Raw genomic sequence first — 16,343 nt, forward strand, 5'->3', positions numbered from 1 at the left:
CCACCCGCGCGCCCGGCCGCCACTCCTGCCCCGTGCCCCCCGCGATCCCCGCGATCCCCGCCGGGCGGAGGGTGCCGGCCCGAGGGCCGCGGTCAGCTGATCTTGACCGGGTTCACGATGTCGGCGACGAGCACCAGGAGCGTGAAGCAGATGAAGATTCCGGCCACCACGTAGGCGACGGGCATGAGCTTCGCCACGTCGAACGGGCCGGGGTCGGGCCGCTTGAAGACCTTGGCCAGGTTGCGGCGCAGCGCCTCCCAGAGGGCGCCCGCGATGTGGCCGCCGTCCAGGGGGAGCAGCGGCAGCATGTTGAAGAGGAAGAGCGAGAGGTTGAAGCCCGCCAGCAGGAACAGCATCATCGCGATCTGGTTCTGCGCGGGGACGTCGAGGGTCATCACCTCGCCGCCGATCCGGGCGGCTCCGACCACGCCCACCGGGGAGTCGTCGGCGCGTTCACCGCCGTCGAAGGCGGCGTTCCACAGTCCGGGGATCTTGGAGGGCAGGGCGATGATCGAGTCGACGCCGTTCTCGATCATGTCGCCCATCCGCACGACGGAGTCGCCGAAGGAGAGGGGCACGATCTCGCTGCGGGCGGCGAAGCCGAGATAACCGGCGTCCACCCACTTGCCCTCGACCGCCTCGCCCTTGTCGTCCTTCTTCACCACGACGTTCTTGGCGAGCACGGCGTGGAGGGTGACCTCCTGGCCGCCCCGCTGGACGGTGATGTCGGCGGGGCCGATGGTCTGGCGGATGAGGTCGGAGAGCTTGTCCCAGTCGTCGACCCTCGCGCCGTCGAAGGCGACGATCTTGTCGCCCTCGCGCAGCCCCGCGGCGAGCGCCGGGGAGACCGGGTCGCCGGGTTCGCACTTCTCGCGCTTCTCGCTCTGTTCGATGACGCACTTCTGGACCCCGGCCACCTCGGTGGTCTGGGTCTGGAAGCCGAAGGTCATGGCGACGCCGAGGAAGATCGCGACGGCCAGGACCAAGTTCATGAACGGACCGGCGAACATCACGATGACGCGCTTCCACGGCTTGCGCGTGTAGAAGAGGCGGCTCTCGTCGCCGGGTTCGAGCTCCTCGAAGGCGGCGGATCTCGCGTCCTCGATCATGCTCCGCCAGGGCGAGGTGGACCGCGCCTCGATCCTGCCGTCCGGCCCCGGCGGGAACATGCCGATCATGCGGATGTACCCGCCGGCCGGAATGGCCTTGAAGCCGTACTCGGTGTCGCCCTTCTTGCGCGACCAGATGGTGGGGCCGAAGCCGACCATGTACTGCGGGACCCGGATGCCGAAGAGCTTGGCCGTGGAGAGGTGGCCGAGCTCGTGCCAGGCGATCGAGAACAGCAGGCCCACCACGAAGACGGCGATTCCCAGGACCGTCAGCAGGATCGTGCTCAGACTCATGCGTGCGCCTCCGCCGTCGACTTCGCCGAGAGTTCACGGGCCCGGGCGCGCGCCCAGGTCTCCGCATCCAGGACGTCCGCGACCGTCAGTGAAGTTCCCGGGGCGGGGGTGCCGTGCTCGGCGACCACCGCGGTGACCGTGTCCATGATGCCGTTGAAGGGGAGCGCGCCGGACAGGAACGCGTCGACGCACTCCTCGTTGGCGGCGTTGAACACCGCCGGTGCGGTCCCGCCGAGGGCGCCCACGTGCCGGGCGAGGCCGACCGAGGGGAAGGCCTCGGTGTCGAGCGGGAAGAACTCCCAGGTGGATGCCTTGGTCCAGTCGAAGGCCGGGGCGGCGTCCGGTACGCGCTGCGGCCAGCCGAGGCCCACGGCGATCGGTCCCCGCATGTCGGGCGGGGTGGCCTGGGCGAGCGTGGACCCGTCGGTGAACTCGACCATGGAGTGCACGTACGACTGCGGGTGGACGACGACCTCGATGCGCTCGAACGGGATGTCGTAGAGGAGGTGCGCCTCGATGACCTCCAGCCCCTTGTTGACGAGGGTCGCGGAGTTGATCGTGATGACCGGGCCCATCGCCCAGGTGGGGTGGGCGAGCGCCTGCTCCCGGGTGACGTCGGCCAGTTCGGCCCGGGTACGGCCCCGGAACGGGCCGCCGGACGCGGTGACGACGAGCTTCGCGACGTCGGCGCGGGTGCCGGCGGCGATCGCCTGGAAGAGCGCGGCGTGCTCGGAGTCGACCGGGATGATCTGGCCGGGCTTGGCCAGCGCCTTGACCAGCGGGCCGCCGACGATGAGCGACTCCTTGTTGGCCAGGGCCAGGGTGCGGCCCGCCTCCAGCGCGGCCAGCGTCGGCGCGAGGCCGATGGAGCCGGTGATGCCGTTGAGCACGGTGTGGCAGGGGCTCGCGGCGAGGGTGGCGGCGGCGTCGGGGCCGGCCAGGATCTCCGGGAGCGGCTCGCCCGTGCCGTACTCCGCGCGCAGTGCCTCGCGCAGGGCGGGTACGGCGTCCTCGGCGGCGACGGCGACCGTGTCCACCGCGAGCCGGCGCGCCTGGGCGGCGAGGAGGGCGACCCGCCCGCCCGCCGCCGAGAGCGCGGTGACCCGGAAGCGGTCGGGGTTGCGCAGCACCAGGTCGATGGCCTGGGTTCCGATGGACCCGGTGGAGCCGAGGATCACAAGGTCCCGGCGGCCTTCCGTCGCGTCGTGGACGAGATGCGGATCGGCGAGGGGGGCAGGGCTGTCGGTCATGGCCCCCATTGTTGCCGCTTCCGCTGTGCGCGAGGACAGGGCGTCCCGGGTCGCACGAGTCCGGGGCGGCGGATTCAGCCCCGCGCGGCCCGGAATCTCTCCCACTGCGCGGTCATGACCTCCTGCGGCACGCCGCCGAAGTCGTCGGTGCCCAACAGGTCCGCGTGGAACTCCAGGGTGGTGGAGCCGGAGCGCACCACGGTCAGGTATGTGTGCAGCTTCAGCTTCCCCTTCACGTCGAGGACGGTGAAGTGGTAGGCCTTCGCGTCGTCGGCGTCCGCGGCGAAGGCCGGCACCTCGACGGGCTCGGCCGAAAGGTACTTCCCCTTCGCGAGCAGCCGTTCCTCGGTGAAGCCGGAGGCGCACCGGGTGCCTGCCGCGTCGAGCGCCGTCATCACCGCCGCGGCGTCCCCGCCCGCGTACGAGCGGAGGGTGACCTCGACGTCGATGCCGGGCTCCTCGCTCCTGGAGACCTCGCGCACCACCTGCGCGACGGGGTCCGGACCGCCCGTCCCGGCCGCGAGGGTGACGAAAGGTTGGCAGACCTCCGGGTCGGCCGTGTAGTCGTCACGCATCGGAGGGTCGATGAGCGGCTCCGACGCGGCGTAGGACCCCACGGTCTCCCCGTCCGCAAAGGCGGTCTCCGCCAGCTCCCCTTCGGTGGCGGCCCGGGGACCGGACGCGTCGGCGGGCGCCGGGGTGGCCGGTGCGGCGGCTTTCCCGCCGCCCGCCGGTGCTTCCGCCTTCCCGTCCACGTCCTGGCCTCCGCCGCAGGCGGTCGTCCCCGTCAGCAGCAGTGCCACGACGGCCCCGGCGGCGAGTACTCCTGGCCGCCGGGCCCCCCGTCTGCCCCTGTTCTCCGCCTCTGTCACCATGTCCCGCTCCCTCCCCCTCGAACATCCCTACGCGATCGTGATCATGACACGGTGGCATTTCGCGCGCGCGGGAGTTTCCACCGGACGCCCGTGGGCGTCGCGCGGGACGCCCGTCAGCCGGCCTGCGGGACCAGACCCTCGGAGAAGCGCGCGAACACCTCGTGGAAGTCCGGGAAGGTCTTGCGCACGCAGCCCGGGTCGTCGTAGGTGGTGCCGGGGTTGCGCAGCGCGGCGACGGCGAAGGACATGACGATGCGGTGGTCGCCGTGGGTAGTGATCTCGACGGGGCGGGGGGTCCCGGGGTGGATCTCGATCCAGTCGGGTCCGGTGTGCACGGTGATGCCCATCGCGCGGAGGTTCTCGGCGCACGCCTCCAGCCGGTCGCACTCCTTGACCCGGGTGTTGGCCACGTCCTCGATCCTGACCGGTCCGTCGGCGTACGGGGCGAGGGCGGCGAGCGTCGGCATGGTGTCGGAGATGTCCCGCATGTTGACGGTGACGCCCCGCAGGGTGCCGTCCGAGCGGACGGTGGTGGCGTCGTCGGTGATCGTCACGTCGGCGCCCATCCGCCGCAGCACGTCGACGAAGCGCAGATCGCCCTGGAGGGCGTCGGCGCCGAGGCCGGGCACGGTGACCTCGCCACCGGTGAGGGCTGCGGCGGCGAAGAAGTAACTGGCGGTGGAGGCGTCCGGCTCGACTCCGTAGGTGGTGGCGCGGTAGCCGCCGGGCGGCACGGTGAAGGTGTCGCCCTCGCGGGTGACCTCGACCCCGAAGTCCCGCATCATCGCGAGCGTGATCCCGATGTACGGCGCCGAGACCAGCTCGGTGACGTCGATCGTCAGGCCGCCGGCCGTCAGCGGGCCGAGCATCAGCAGGGCGGTGAGGTATTGCGAGGACTCCCCCGCGTCCAGGGTGATCCGGCCGCCCTCGATGCCGGCCGCGTGCACGCGCAGCGGGTGGTGGCCGTCCACCGCGTCGTGGCGCAGGTCGACGCCGAGCTCGCGCAGCGCCCGGCTGAGCGGAGCGAGCGGGCGGCGGCGCATCTGCTCGGAGGCGTCGAAGCGGTACGTGCCCGAGGGCGCGGCGGAGACGAGCGTGGGCAGGAAGCGGGCCGTGGTCGCGCCGTCGCGGCAGTAGACGTCGGCGTCCAAGACGCCGGGTCCGGCCGGACGGCCCTCGATGTGCCAGCGGTCCGGCTCCTTCGTGACCGCGTACCCGAGGCGGGTGAGGCCCTCGGCGAACCCTTCGGTGTCGTCCGAACGGAGCGGGTGCAGGAGGGTCGTGGTGCCGTCCGCCGCCGCGGCGAGGAAGAGGGCGCGGGCGGTGACGGACTTGGAGCCGGGAATCTGGATGACGGTCACGGCGGGTCATTTTGCCGTGTCCGCGCGCGGGGGGCGGGGCGCGTCCAGCGGGTGGACGCGCCCCGGGCACCGCAGGACTCAGCAGTACCCGCGGCGGGCCGCAGGACTCAGCGGTACCCGCGGCGGGCCGCAGGACTCAGCAGTGCCCGCGGCGGGCCGCAGGACTCAGCGGTACCCGCGGCGGGCCTCCGGGCTCACCGGTAGGGGCGGCGGGCGTTCTCGCCCCGGGCCGGCCCGGGGGTGGCGTCCGCGATCCAGGGGCCGTCGCCGCTGGGGTCGATGACCCCCTCCTCCAGCCAGGTGTACGAACCCGCGAGGACCCGGTCGACCACCCGCCGGTCGAGGTCGTCGGTGTTGGCCCAGAGGCGGCCGAACAGCTCCTCCGTCCGGAGCCGGGACTGCCGGCAGAAGGCGTCGGCCAGTTCGTACGCCTCGCGGCCGTGTTCGCCCTGCCCGCGCAGCAGCTCGGCGCGGACGCAGGCGGCGCTCGTCGCGAAGAGTTCGGCGCCGATGTCGACGGTCCGGCCCAGGAACCCCTGCTTGGTCTCCATCCGGCCCTGCCAGCGCGACATGGCGTAGAAGGTGGAGCGGGCCAGCCGGCGCGCGGCGCGCTCGGCGTACCGCAGGTGGTGGGAGAGATCCGGGTGTCCGGCGGGCCGGAACTCCGCGTACGAGCTGGGCACCTGCCCGGGTCCGGCGACCAGTTTCGGCAGCCAGCGGGCGTAGAAGCCGGCCGCCGCGGCACCGGCCCTCGCCTTGTCGGCGAGCGGCTTGTCCGGGTCGATGAGGTCACCGGCGACCTTGAGGTGGGCGTCGACCGCCTCGCGGGCGATCAGCAGGTGCATGATCTCCGTCGATCCCTCGAAGATCCGGTTGATCCGCATGTCGCGGAGCATCTGCTCGGCGGGAACGGCCCGTTCGCCGCGGGCGGCGAGGGAGTCGGCGGTCTCGAACCCGCGTCCGCCGCGGATCTGCACGAGTTCGTCGGCGATCCGCCAGCCCATCTCGGAGCCGTACAGCTTGGCGAGCGCGGCCTCGATCCGGATGTCGTTGCGGTCCTCGTCGGCCATCTGGGAGGCGAGGTCGACCACGGCCTCCAACGCGAAGGTGGTGGCGGCGATGAAGGAGATCTTCGCGCCGACCGCCTCGTGCCGGGCGACGGGCCTGCCCCACTGTTCGCGGACGGCCGACCACTCGCGGGCGATCTTCAGGGACCACTTGCCGACCCCGACGCACATGGCCGGGAGCGAGAGCCGGCCGGTGTTGAGCGTGGTCAGCGCGATCTTCAGGCCGGCGCCCTCGGGGCCGATGCGGTGGGCGGCCGGCACCCGCACCCCGTGGAAGCGGGTGACGCCGTTCTCGATGCCGCGCAGCCCCATGAAGGCGTTGCGGTGCTCCACGGTGATGCCCGGCGAGTCCGCCTCCACCACGAACGCGGTGATGCCACCGGGGTGGTCCGGGCCCTCGGGCACCCGGGCCATGACGACCAGCAGGTCGGCGACGACCCCGTTGGTGGTCCAGAGCTTCACGCCGTCCAGGACGTAGGCGTCGCCGTCCGGTACGGCGGTGGTGGCGAGCCGGGCGGGGTCGGAGCCGACGTCGGGTTCGGTGAGCAGGAACGCCGAGATGTCGGTACTGGCGAGCCGGGGCAGGAAGGTGTCCTTCTGCTCCTGGGTGCCGAACATCTTCAGCGGCTGCGGTACGCCGATCGACTGGTGGGCCGAGAGCAGCGCGCCGATCGCCGGACTGGCCGAGCCGGCCAGCGCGAGGGCCCGGTTGTAGTAGACCTGGGTGAGGCCGAGGCCGCCGTACTTCGGGTCGATCTTCATGCCGAGCGCGCCGAGCTTCTTGAGACCGGCGATCACCTCGTCGGGGATGCGCGCCTCGCGTTCGATGAGGGCCCCGTCGACGTGGGCGAGGCAGAACGCGCGCAGCCGGGCGAGGAACTCCTCCCCGCGCCGGACGTCCTCCCCGGCGGGCAGCGGGTGCGGGTGGATCAGGTCGAGACGGAGCCGTCCGAGGAACAGCTCCTTCGCGAAGCTGGGCCGGTGCCAGTCCTGCTCACGGGCGTCCTCGGCGACGCGGCGCGCCTCGCGCTCGGTCACCGTCGTCCGCGGCGGGTGGGTACGGGAGTGGGCGACCGGGTCCGGGCGCTCGGGGAGGTCCTGCGGGACCTGCGGTGCGGACATGGGGCTTCACCTCTCCGCGGGGCGGATCGGGGGACGGCCTGACGGCGGGTGACCGGCTCCGCGCCCGCGGGGTTGCGGCCGGTGGCACACGTCCGTATCTACCTGATTCGTCCCACCCCCACCACCGCAGCGGCGGGCGCCCGGGGCAGGAACGCCGACTTGCCGGAGGCCGGGCCGGGCGGTGCCCGGTGCGTGCGATGGCGAGGCGGAGGGTCGTCCTCGCACGGGGCGTGCGAGGACGATTCCGACGACGCGCTGAGCGTGCGGTCCGGATGCCACCCGGCAGACGGCAGTTCGACGACCCTCGCCTAGGGTGTGGCCGTGAACACAGAGACGCTCCTCGGGAGCACGGTCCGGTTGGAACCGCTCGCGGCCGGTCACGCCGAAGCCCTGCTTCCCTCGGCGTCCGACCCGGACGTGTGGCGGTGGATGCCGCGGCAGCGCCCGGAGACCACGGCGCAGATGCACGACATGCTCGGCGGGATGATCGCGGACACCACCCGCCGGTGCTTCGCCGTACGGCGCCTCGCCGACGGCGCGGTGATCGGCTCGACCAGCCTGTACGACCTCGATACGAAGCAGGGCCGGGCCGAGGTCGGCACGACCTGGTTCGACCGTTCCTGCTGGGGAGGCCCCTACAACGCCGAGTCCAAGCTCCTGCTCTTCGGTCACGCCTTCGACGACCTGGGCGTCGTCCGGCTCGCCCTGCGCACCGATCACCTCAACGTGCGCTCCCAGCGCGCCATGGAACGACTCGGCCTGGTGTACGAGGGGACGCTGCGCAGCCACATGCGGCGGCCGGACGGCTCCCGCCGCGACTCGGTGTACTACAGCCTGCTCGCGGACGAGTGGCCCGCCGCGCGCGAGCGGCTGGCCGACCGGGTCGCGGCCAAGACCGCGCCCCTGGGATGACCGGGTCCCGGGCAAACGCAGCCGCGGGGCCGGGCACGCCGACGGCCGGAGCCCCCCGCACAGTGGGCTCCGGCCGTGGGTGTCGCGGGGGGACCGCCTACAGGGCGAGGCCGGTCAGGACCAGGACGCGCTCGTAGGTGTAGTCGTCCATCGCGTAGCGCACGCCCTCGCGGCCGACGCCGGACTGCTTGGCACCGCCGTAGGGCATCTGGTCGGCGCGGTACGAGGGGACGTCGCCGATGATCACGCCGCCGACCTCCAGGGCGCGGTGGGCGCGGAAGGCCGCCTGCAGGTCGTGGGTGAAAACGCCTGCCTGGAGGCCGTACTTCGAGGAGTTGACGGCCGCGAACGCCTCCGCCTCGCCGTCCACCTTCTGGATCGACATGACCGGTCCGAAGACCTCCTCCGAGGCGAGGGTGGTCGAGTCGGGGAGCCCGGTGAGGACGGTCGGCGCGTAGGTGGCGCCGTCGCGCTTGCCGCCGGTGAGGAGCTGGGCGCCGGCGGCGACGGCCTCGTCGACCCAGGACTCGACCCGCTTGGCCGCGTCCTCGCTGACGAGCGGGCCGACGTCGGTGGCGTCGTCGGAGGGGTCACCGGTGACCAGGGCCTCGGTGGCGGCGACGATCTTCGGGACGAGGCGGTCGTGGAGCGAGGCGTCGACGACGACCCGCTGCACGGAGATGCAGGACTGGCCGCCCTGGTAGTTGGAGAAGGTCGCGATGCGGGTCGCGGCCCAGTCCAGGTCCTCCTCGGAGGCGTAGTCGCCGAGGACGACGGCCGCGCCGTTGCCGCCGAGCTCCAGGGTGCAGTGCTTGCGCGGCACCGACTCCATGATCGAGTAGCCGACCGGGCCGGAGCCGGTGAAGGAGATCACCGGCAGCCGCTCGTCCTGGACCAGGGCGGGCATCCGGTCGTTCGGGACCGTCAGCACGGACCAGGAGCCGGCCGGCAGGTCGGTCTCGGCCAGCAGCTCGCCGAGGATCAGCGAGGAGATCGGGGTGGCCGGGGCGGGCTTGAGGATGATCGGGGCGCCGACGGCGATGGCCGGGGCGACCTTGTGGGCGCTCAGGTTGAGCGGGAAGTTGAACGGCGCGATACCGAGGACTGTGCCGCGCGGGAAGCGGCGGGTGAGGCCGAGGCGCCCGGTGCCGCCCGCGTCGGTGTCCAGCCGCTGGGAGTCGCCGCCGTTGTACCGGCGGGCCTCCTCGGCGGCGAACCGGAAGACGGAGACGGCGCGGCCGACCTCGCCGCGGGCCCACTTGATCGGCTTGCCGTTCTCGGCGGAGATCAGCTGGGCGATCTCCTCGGTGCGCTCCACGAGGCGGCGTACGACGTGGTCGAGCGCGGCGACCCGGACGTGCGCGGGGGTCGCGGCGAACTCCTCGCGGACGGCGTGCGCGGCGGCGACGGCCTCCTCGATCTGCGCGTCGGTCGGCACGCTGACGGTGCCGACGAGCCGGCCGTCCCACGGGTTGGTGACGGCGAAGCTGTCCTCGCCGGTGGCCTGGCGGCCGGCCAGCCAGAAGGCGTGGGTGGAAGTCATGGAGGTCCGGCCCTTCGGAGGTCGTGTGGTGCGCGTGACGTGCGTCGTACGGCGGCTCGCGCGGTGCGCGGGACGCCCGTCGCACGACGCCCGGGTTCGTGGGGTGCGGCGGCCCGCCGTCGCGGGTGCCGCCCGCCCACCGTAGGACGAGGCCCGGCCCGTGAGGCTTGTCCGTGATGGAGCAGGCGACGACCGTGGGGCGCCTAATTGTCGAAGGTGGAACCGCCCGGACCCGGTCCGCTCAGTCGGCCGGTCCGCTCAGTCGTCCGCCGCCGGTGAGGCCGTCGCCTTCAGGGCCAGCCAGAGCTCCATCCGGACGTCCGGGTCGTCGAGCGAGCGCCCGAGGATCTCCTCGACCCGCCGCATCCGGTACCGCAGGGTGTGCCGGTGCACCCCGAGGTCGGCGGCGGCGGCGTCCCATTGGCCGTGCCGGGAGAGCCAGGCGCGGAGCGACGCCACCAAGTCGCCGCGGCCCTTGGCGTCGTGCTCGCGCAGGGCGCGGAGCATACCGTCCGCGAAGGCGCGTACCGCGTCGTCCGCGAGGAGCGGCAGCACCGAACCGGCCGCCAGTTCCTCGTGCTCCACCAGGGCCCTGCCCCGGCGGCGGGCGACCGAGAGCGCCTGCTCGGCCTGCTTGTACGCGGCGGCGACCGCTATCGGCCCGGCGGGGGCGGAGAGTCCCACCACGAGGCGAGCCCCCTCCGTGCCCTTGTCGCGCACCGGCCGGACGTCCTGCGCCTCGGCGTACGCGGCGCACGCGGCGACCGCCGCGCCGCCGTCCACGGCCAACACCACCAGCCGCTCACCTTCGGGGACCGCCAGGATCGGCTCGCCGGACCGGATGGCCGCCGTGTCGAGGGCCTCGGCGAAGGCCTCCGCCACGACCGGTACGGCGTTGCCCGCCGCGCCGTTCGTGCCCGCCCCCGCCGCCGGCTCCGCGATCAGCAGCCGGAACGGCGCGTCGAAGAGTCCGCCGTAGAGGTCTCCCGCGACGGCCCGCGCGTGGTCGGGCTCGCCGGAGAGCAGCATCCGGAGCACCGCGGCGCCCAGCCGCTGTTCGGCGCTGTGCAGCGCGCGTGAGCGTGCCGTGGTCAGGGTGAGCAGCGCGACGGCCGAGTTGACGGCGTACCGCTCGGCGGTGCCGAGGGCGGCGCCCGTACCGACGGCGAGAGCGCCCCGGGCCCGGCGGCCGGTGCCCAGGGTCTGGAGCTCGACCCGGTCCTCCGCGGCGCCCACCACGGCGCTGGCCGGTGCGGGCCGCTCGCGCAGCCGGGCCACGTCCGGGGTGAGCCGGGCGGCCCGGCGGGCGGCCCACTCCGGCGCCGCCGCGACGACCGCGCCGGAGGTGTCGTACAGGGCGGCCCAGCCGTCGACGTGTGCGGCGAGGCGGGTCAGCAGCGGGGCGGGCCCTTCGGCGGTGAGCGCGGCCCTGGTCAGTTCCCGCTGGGCCTCGAACCCCGCGGTGACCGCCCGGTACTGGTCGGCCGCGATGGCTGCGGAGACCGCCTTGCTGATGGCGATGAACGGGGTCGGCCGGGGCACTTCCAGGAGCGGCATCCCCGCCTCCTCGGCGGCTTCCACGAGGGCTGCGGGGATCGCCTCGTGCACGACGCCCACGGCGAAGCCGAGTCCGGCCACCCCTGCATCGGTCAGCCGCCGCACGTAGCGGCGCATCTCCTCGGGGTTCTCGGCGTCGAGGTTGGCGGCGGTCACGAGCAGCAGCTCACCGCCGTCCATGTACGGGACGGGGTCGGCGAGCTCGCTGGCGTGGGCCCAGCGCACCGGGGTGTCGAGCCGGTCCGCCGCCGCGCGGACGCGGAGTTTGAGGGCCGTGTGCTGGACGAGGGAAGCGAGCGTGGGGGGCATGGAACGAAACCCTCGGGATCGGGTGCGGGTCGGGCCGGGCCGTCGGAACCGGCTCGGGTCTGCCGGTTCGCGATGCGCCGCCCTGTACGAACGGGCACATCCGATTGTGCCAGCGAGGCACAATCGCCACGCCGCCCCGGCGCGACCGCTCAGGCTCGGCCCCTCACCTCATCCGCCGAGCTCCACCAGGAGCGGCGGGGTGCGCTCGCCCGCGACGTTCGTCAGGGAGACCACCGCGTGGCCGGCCGGCACCGCGTACGCCAGCTCGGAGGCCGACCAGCGCTCCCGCTCGACCCTGCGTACCGTCACCGCGTCGCGGGTCACCGCCTTTCCGGTCACCAGCTTGCGGAGCGCGTGCAGGGCGCGGGTGACGCTCTGGTCGGCGAAGACGGCGTGCTGGGCGACCTCCCGGGTCTCCATCCACTCCTTGCCCCACGCTTCGGAGAAGCGCTTGCCGTCCCAGGTGGTGACCCCGGCGAAGGCCATGCTGCAACCGACCGCGCCCAGCAGCGCCGTGTGCAGCCGCTCGGGAACGTCGTCGACGGTCCGCAGGGTGAGCAGTACCCCCGCGTTGACGGAGCGGAGCCTGCGGATGCCGCGCACCGTCTCGTCGGTGACGGCCCGCGTCGCGTCGTCCAGGACGAGCCCGAGGAAGAGGGTGCGGTCCGGGCGCGCGGCGGCGACGGCGGTGAACTGCGCGAGGATCAGCCGGGCGAGCAGCCGGGACGCCTCGGCGTGCGCGCGCTCGGGCAGGTCGATCCTGACCCGCAGCGGCAGCCGCTCCATCGACCGCAGGGAGAACGGAGCGGCGTCCGGCCCGGTGGCGAAGGAGGCGGCGAGCGTCGGCCGGTCGAGCAGGGCGAGCCGGTCGGCCAGGACCGGGCCGGGGTCTCCGGGTCCACCGGACTGCCGGGTACGGGCGTCGAGCTCGCGGAGCATCGCCCGGTGGCCGCCGGCCTCGGCCGCTTCCCGCAGCGCGGCGAGCGCGGCCGGGTGGCCGTCGAGGAGTTCCCGCAGGTCCGGCACGGAGGGGAAGACCCCGTGCACCGCCCGGTACGGGCCGAGCAGCTGGGCCAGCACGGTGACGGCCCGGCGTACGTCGACCGTCTCCACGTCCCCGACGAGCCCCTCGGCGAGCACCGCGGCGGCCTCGTCGGGGTCGGTGGTGCCGCCGTACAGGTCGAGGCCGTGGGCGGCCTCGCGCCCGCCGATCCGTACCACCACGTCGTAGAGGCCGTCCGGCCCCAGGTCGCTGCCGCCCCCGCCCACGGCCAGCACGGCGGCCCGCCCGGCGAGCGCCTGGAGGGCGAGGCATTCGACGGCCGGGCGCACCAGCCGGGCCGATTTGCCGCTCCCGGGGGGTCCGACCGCCAGCAGTGAGGTGCCGAGCAGGGCGGTCTCCAGGGCGACGCCGGACCCGCGGCGGACGTACGGGTTATGCGGGTCGGCGGAGCAGCGGCCGATGCGGACCTGTCCGGTGAGCAGGTCGTGGGGGGCGGTGCGCGACGGCAGGTCGCGGAGGCCCGAGGGGTGCAGGAAGGCGGCTCCGCCCTTGCGCAGCACGGAGTGGGTGAAGGGGGCGACGGTGTCGGGCCGTTGCCGCGCCACGGACCATGCCTGCCGGAGCCGGGCGCAGTCCACGTCGTTCATCCGGCCGGCCCGGACCTCCGCGGTGAGCGTCTCGGCGGCCTCGGTCTGGCCGGCCGCCCGGAGCTCGGGCCAGCGCGCCGGGGAACGCTCGGGGTCGGCGGCGCCGGGTCCGTCGGGCGTGCCGTCCGTCGCGGAGGCGGGCTTGGGCCGGCCGGTGAGCAGGGAGCGCCAGTCGCCGAGGACGGCGAACGGCGCGAGCACGGCGAGGGTGATCGCCGCGTAGATCCAGTTGGAGGCGGCCTGGCTCTGGAGGAACTGCCCGCCCGCGACGGACACCACGAGGGCGAACACCGGGTCCGCGACCGGGATCGTCTCCTTCCACACCAGGAGCTGTGCGAAGCCGGCGAGTCCGAGCGCGGTCACCGCGCGGAAGGGCTGTCCGCGCTCGGCGACGTACCGGCGGAACACCTCGGACCAGTTGCCCAGCCGGCCGCAGCCGTAGAGGAGGACGCCGAAGAGAATCCCCTCGTACACGCTGATGGCGTCGCGGCCCTCGACGGTGGCGGGGCTGTTGGTGCCCGCGTACCACCAGTCGCTCGGGGTGAACGCCCTCAGGGGCAGCAGGCGGTAGGGGAGGTAGCCGTTGCGCCAGAGCGACCAGAGCAGGATTCCGGCGAGTACGGAGATCAGGGCGCCGGTCAGCAGCTGGCGCCCTTCGGCCTCCTCCGACTTCTCGGGGGGCGGCGGCCGATGGCCGTACCGCCAGACGCCCGGCTCCTCGGCCGGGCGCGGGGCACTCAGCCAGGCGTCGACGGACGGTACCGCCGAGGGCGCGGTGCGGGGGCGGGGCGGGACCGGTGGAGAAGGGGGCGGCGGTCCCACGGGGTGGTGCACCCGCCCCGACCGCGTGTCCCGGACGCCGTGCGTGCCGTCGTTCTCCATGAACCGTTCCCCCTGACCAGCCAGGTCCGTCCGCTGCCCCGGCCAATCTAGTGCCTGCGTCGGGTTCCGGGCCGGGCTCGCGGCAGGTCCGTGCGCCGGGCCGGCCCGGCGGACGGTACGCCCGGTTTCGCTCCGTCTTCGTTCTGTCCGCGACGGACAAGGACACGTCCCCACCACTCCCGATCGGAGCATGACCGGTCGCCTCCCGCGCCCCTAGCCTGCAAGCAGCAGAAGCGTCACCCCGTCGGCGTGCCCCCGTCCGCACCACCCCCCAGGAGCCCCTCATGTCCGCAATCCCGCAGGAGCGCCGCGTCGTCACCGCGATCCCCGGCCCGAAGTCGGTGGAACTGCAGGCCCGCCGTGTCGCCACGGTCGCCGCCGGCGTGGGCTCCACGCTGCCCGTCTTCGCCGCGCGTGCCGGTGGCGGGATCATCGAGGACGTGGACGGCAACCGTCTGATCGACTTCGGCTCCGGCATCGCCGTGACGTCGGTGGGTGCCTCCGCCGAGGCCGTCGTGCGCCGCGCCTCCGCGCAGCTCGCCGACTTCACCCACACCTGTTTCATGGTGACGCCGTACGAGGGTTACGTGGAGGTCTGCGAGCAGCTCGCCGAGCTGACCCCGGGCGACCATGCCAAGAAGTCCGCGCTCTTCAACTCGGGCGCCGAGGCGGTCGAGAACGCGGTGAAGATCGCCCGTGCGTACACCAAGCGCACCGCGGTCGTCGTCTTCGACCACGGCTACCACGGCCGGACGAACCTCACGATGGCCCTGACGGCGAAGAACATGCCGTACAAGCAGGGCTTCGGCCCGTTCGCCCCCGAGGTCTACCGCGTCCCGGTCGCCTACGGCTACCGCTGGCCGACGGGTGCCGAGAACGCCGGCGCCGAGGCGTCCGCGCAGGCCATCGACGAGATCACCAAGCAGATCGGCGCGCAGAACGTCGCCGCGATCATCATCGAGCCGGTGCTCGGCGAGGGCGGTTTCATCGAGCCTGCCAAGGGCTTCCTGCCGGCCATCGCGCAGTTCGCCGAGGACAACGGGATCGTCTTCGTCGCCGACGAGATCCAGTCCGGCTTCTGCCGCACCGGCCAGTGGTTCGCGTGCGAGGACGAGGGCATCGTCCCGGACCTGATCACCACGGCCAAGGGCATCGCGGGCGGCCTGCCGCTCTCCGCCGTGACGGGCCGGGCCGAGATCATGGACGCCGCGCACGCCGGTGGCCTGGGCGGCACCTACGGCGGCAACCCGGTCGCCTGCGCCGGTGCGCTCGGCGCGATCGAGACGATGCGGGAGCTGGACCTGAACGGGAAGGCCAAGCGCATCGAGGAGGTCATGAAGGACCGTCTCTCCGCGATGCGGGACAAGCTGCCGAACGGCGACGTCATCGGTGACATCCGCGGTCGCGGCGCCATGATCGCGATCGAGCTGGTGAAGTCCGGTTCCAAGGAGCCGGACGCGGAGACCGCCGGCAAGCTGGCCAAGGCCTGCCACGCCGAGGGCCTGCTGGTGCTGACCTGCGGCACCTACGGCAACGTGCTGCGCTTCCTGCCTCCGCTGGTCATCGGCGAGGAGCTGCTGAACGAGGGCCTCGACATCCTCGAACAGTCCTTCGCCACCGTCTGATCCGTGCGAACGCGAATCCTGCGGAGAGCCGTTTCCCGGGGGATTCGCGGCAGTGGAGTGAGGGCCTGTGAAGAAGGTGTGCGAGGGCGATGGCGGGATCACGTTCCGTCTGTCCCCTCGGCCCCCGCTGCCGTACGGTTTCGGCAGATGAGAGAAACACCCCGTCCGCAGGGGACTGCGGACAGCGCCGGGCCGGAGCTTCCCCCGCACCTGCCCGGTGGCGCCCTGGCGCGCACCACTGGAGCCTCTGGCTCCGGTACTCCTCACCGATCGGACGGCCGCCCGCCCCACACCCCCCGGGGCGCGCGGCGGACCGATCCGGCCGGCCGTCCCGGAACAACCCCCCCTGTTCCCCGGCGGCCGGCCCTCCTCTTTTCCTGGACCTGCCTGATGGCGGCCCTCTTCGCCCTGACCACCTGGCAGGTGGCGGTGGCCGGCCCGTTGCTACGGCTCGACGAGCGCGTCGGAAAGAAGGTCATCGGCCATGGCCCCCAAGGGGTCGCCCAGGTCTTCTCGGATCTCGGCGGAATGCCGGTCGCCCTGCCCGTCCTCGCCTGCGCGCTGCTGTACGCCCTGTGGCGGGGCGCCCGGGGCACCGCGCTGATCGCGGCCCTGACCATGGTGGCGGTGCCGCTGGTGGTCGTACCGCTGAAGGTGTGGACCGACCGGCAGGGGCCGCTGGTTCCCTACACCGGCTACTACCCGTCCGGGCACACGGCGACCGCAGCGGTGGCGTACGGGGCGTCGGCCCTGCTCCTCATGGCGTACACGCCACGACGCTGGATGG

Annotated in this window: 10 protein-coding genes and 1 pseudogene; 3 read left to right on the top strand and 8 right to left on the bottom strand. The window is 73.4% G+C overall.

What is annotated here, in order from left to right:
• Window positions 1-92: 92 nt before the first annotated feature.
• From ACFWEP_RS19400 to ACFWEP_RS19420, 5 genes are all read right to left on the bottom strand, one after another.
• Window positions 93-1,403: a M50 family metallopeptidase gene (locus ACFWEP_RS19400; RefSeq protein WP_387371523.1), complete on the bottom strand. Its 1,311-nt coding sequence runs from the start codon at window positions 1,401-1,403 to the stop codon at window positions 93-95.
• On the bottom strand, window positions 1,400-2,653 hold the full coding sequence (gene dxr / locus ACFWEP_RS19405) for a 1-deoxy-D-xylulose-5-phosphate reductoisomerase (protein WP_387371524.1): 1,254 nt from the start codon (window positions 2,651-2,653) through the stop codon (window positions 1,400-1,402). The genes ACFWEP_RS19400 and dxr overlap by 4 nt, the downstream gene beginning before the upstream one ends.
• 74 nt (window positions 2,654-2,727) lie before the next feature.
• Window positions 2,728-3,528, bottom strand: coding sequence for a hypothetical protein (locus ACFWEP_RS19410; protein WP_387371525.1), 801 nt, complete (start codon window positions 3,526-3,528; stop codon window positions 2,728-2,730).
• Between the two features lie 113 nt (window positions 3,529-3,641).
• On the bottom strand, window positions 3,642-4,889 hold the full coding sequence (gene aroA, locus ACFWEP_RS19415; RefSeq protein WP_387371526.1) for a 3-phosphoshikimate 1-carboxyvinyltransferase: 1,248 nt from the start codon (window positions 4,887-4,889) through the stop codon (window positions 3,642-3,644).
• A 194-nt stretch (window positions 4,890-5,083) separates the two neighbouring features.
• Complete coding sequence (locus ACFWEP_RS19420) at window positions 5,084-7,078, bottom strand: acyl-CoA dehydrogenase family protein (protein WP_387371527.1); 1,995 nt, start codon at window positions 7,076-7,078, stop codon at window positions 5,084-5,086.
• 321 nt (window positions 7,079-7,399) lie between these two features.
• Here ACFWEP_RS19420 and ACFWEP_RS19425 point away from each other — a divergent pair, with 321 nt between their 5' ends.
• Complete coding sequence (locus ACFWEP_RS19425; RefSeq protein WP_387371528.1) at window positions 7,400-7,990, top strand: GNAT family N-acetyltransferase; 591 nt, start codon at window positions 7,400-7,402, stop codon at window positions 7,988-7,990.
• Window positions 7,991-8,087: 97 nt separating this feature from the next.
• Here the strand turns inward: ACFWEP_RS19425 and ACFWEP_RS19430 are convergent, their stop codons facing one another.
• The 3 genes from ACFWEP_RS19430 to ACFWEP_RS19440 all read right to left on the bottom strand — a co-directional run bounded on the left by ACFWEP_RS19430 (window position 8,088) and on the right by ACFWEP_RS19440 (window position 13,931).
• The gene (locus ACFWEP_RS19430) at window positions 8,088-9,533 is read right to left on the bottom strand and encodes an aldehyde dehydrogenase family protein (protein WP_387371529.1); all 1,446 of its coding nucleotides are present in this window, start codon (window positions 9,531-9,533) and stop codon (window positions 8,088-8,090) included.
• 258 nt (window positions 9,534-9,791) lie between these two features.
• Window positions 9,792-11,399 (bottom strand): PucR family transcriptional regulator, encoded by a 1,608-nt coding sequence (locus ACFWEP_RS19435; protein ID WP_387371530.1) that lies wholly within the window; start codon window positions 11,397-11,399, stop codon window positions 9,792-9,794.
• Between the two features lie 168 nt (window positions 11,400-11,567).
• A complete protein-coding gene (locus ACFWEP_RS19440) occupies window positions 11,568-13,931 on the bottom strand; it encodes an ATP/GTP-binding protein (RefSeq protein WP_387371531.1) in 2,364 nt (787 codons plus the stop codon).
• A gap of 284 nt (window positions 13,932-14,215) precedes the next feature.
• On the opposite strand from ACFWEP_RS19440, the gene gabT reads away from it, so the two are divergent.
• Window positions 14,216-15,556 carry a 4-aminobutyrate--2-oxoglutarate transaminase gene (gene gabT / locus ACFWEP_RS19445; protein ID WP_387371532.1) on the top strand — a complete coding sequence of 447 codons (1,341 nt, stop codon included), beginning with the start codon at window positions 14,216-14,218 and terminating at the stop codon, window positions 15,554-15,556.
• Window positions 15,557-15,946: 390 nt separating this feature from the next.
• Window positions 15,947-16,343: pseudogene (locus ACFWEP_RS19450) on the top strand (phosphoesterase); the annotation flags it as partial.

Source organism: Streptomyces sp. NPDC060198 (assembly GCF_042728415.1).
Lineage (GTDB): Bacteria > Actinomycetota > Actinomycetes > Streptomycetales > Streptomycetaceae > Streptomyces.

Coding starts and splice junctions, on each gene's coding strand:
- ACFWEP_RS19400 (WP_387371523.1), bottom strand. CDS start 1,403: ATGAGTCTGAGCACGATCCTGCTGACGGTCCTGGGAATCGCCGTCTTC.
- dxr (WP_387371524.1), bottom strand. CDS start 2,653: ATGACCGACAGCCCTGCCCCCCTCGCCGATCCGCATCTCGTCCACGAC.
- ACFWEP_RS19410 (WP_387371525.1), bottom strand. CDS start 3,528: ATGGTGACAGAGGCGGAGAACAGGGGCAGACGGGGGGCCCGGCGGCCA.
- ACFWEP_RS19420 (WP_387371527.1), bottom strand. CDS start 7,078: ATGTCCGCACCGCAGGTCCCGCAGGACCTCCCCGAGCGCCCGGACCCG.
- ACFWEP_RS19430 (WP_387371529.1), bottom strand. CDS start 9,533: ATGACTTCCACCCACGCCTTCTGGCTGGCCGGCCGCCAGGCCACCGGC.
- ACFWEP_RS19435 (WP_387371530.1), bottom strand. CDS start 11,399: ATGCCCCCCACGCTCGCTTCCCTCGTCCAGCACACGGCCCTCAAACTC.
- ACFWEP_RS19440 (WP_387371531.1), bottom strand. CDS start 13,931: ATGGAGAACGACGGCACGCACGGCGTCCGGGACACGCGGTCGGGGCGG.
- gabT (WP_387371532.1), top strand. CDS start 14,216: ATGTCCGCAATCCCGCAGGAGCGCCGCGTCGTCACCGCGATCCCCGGC.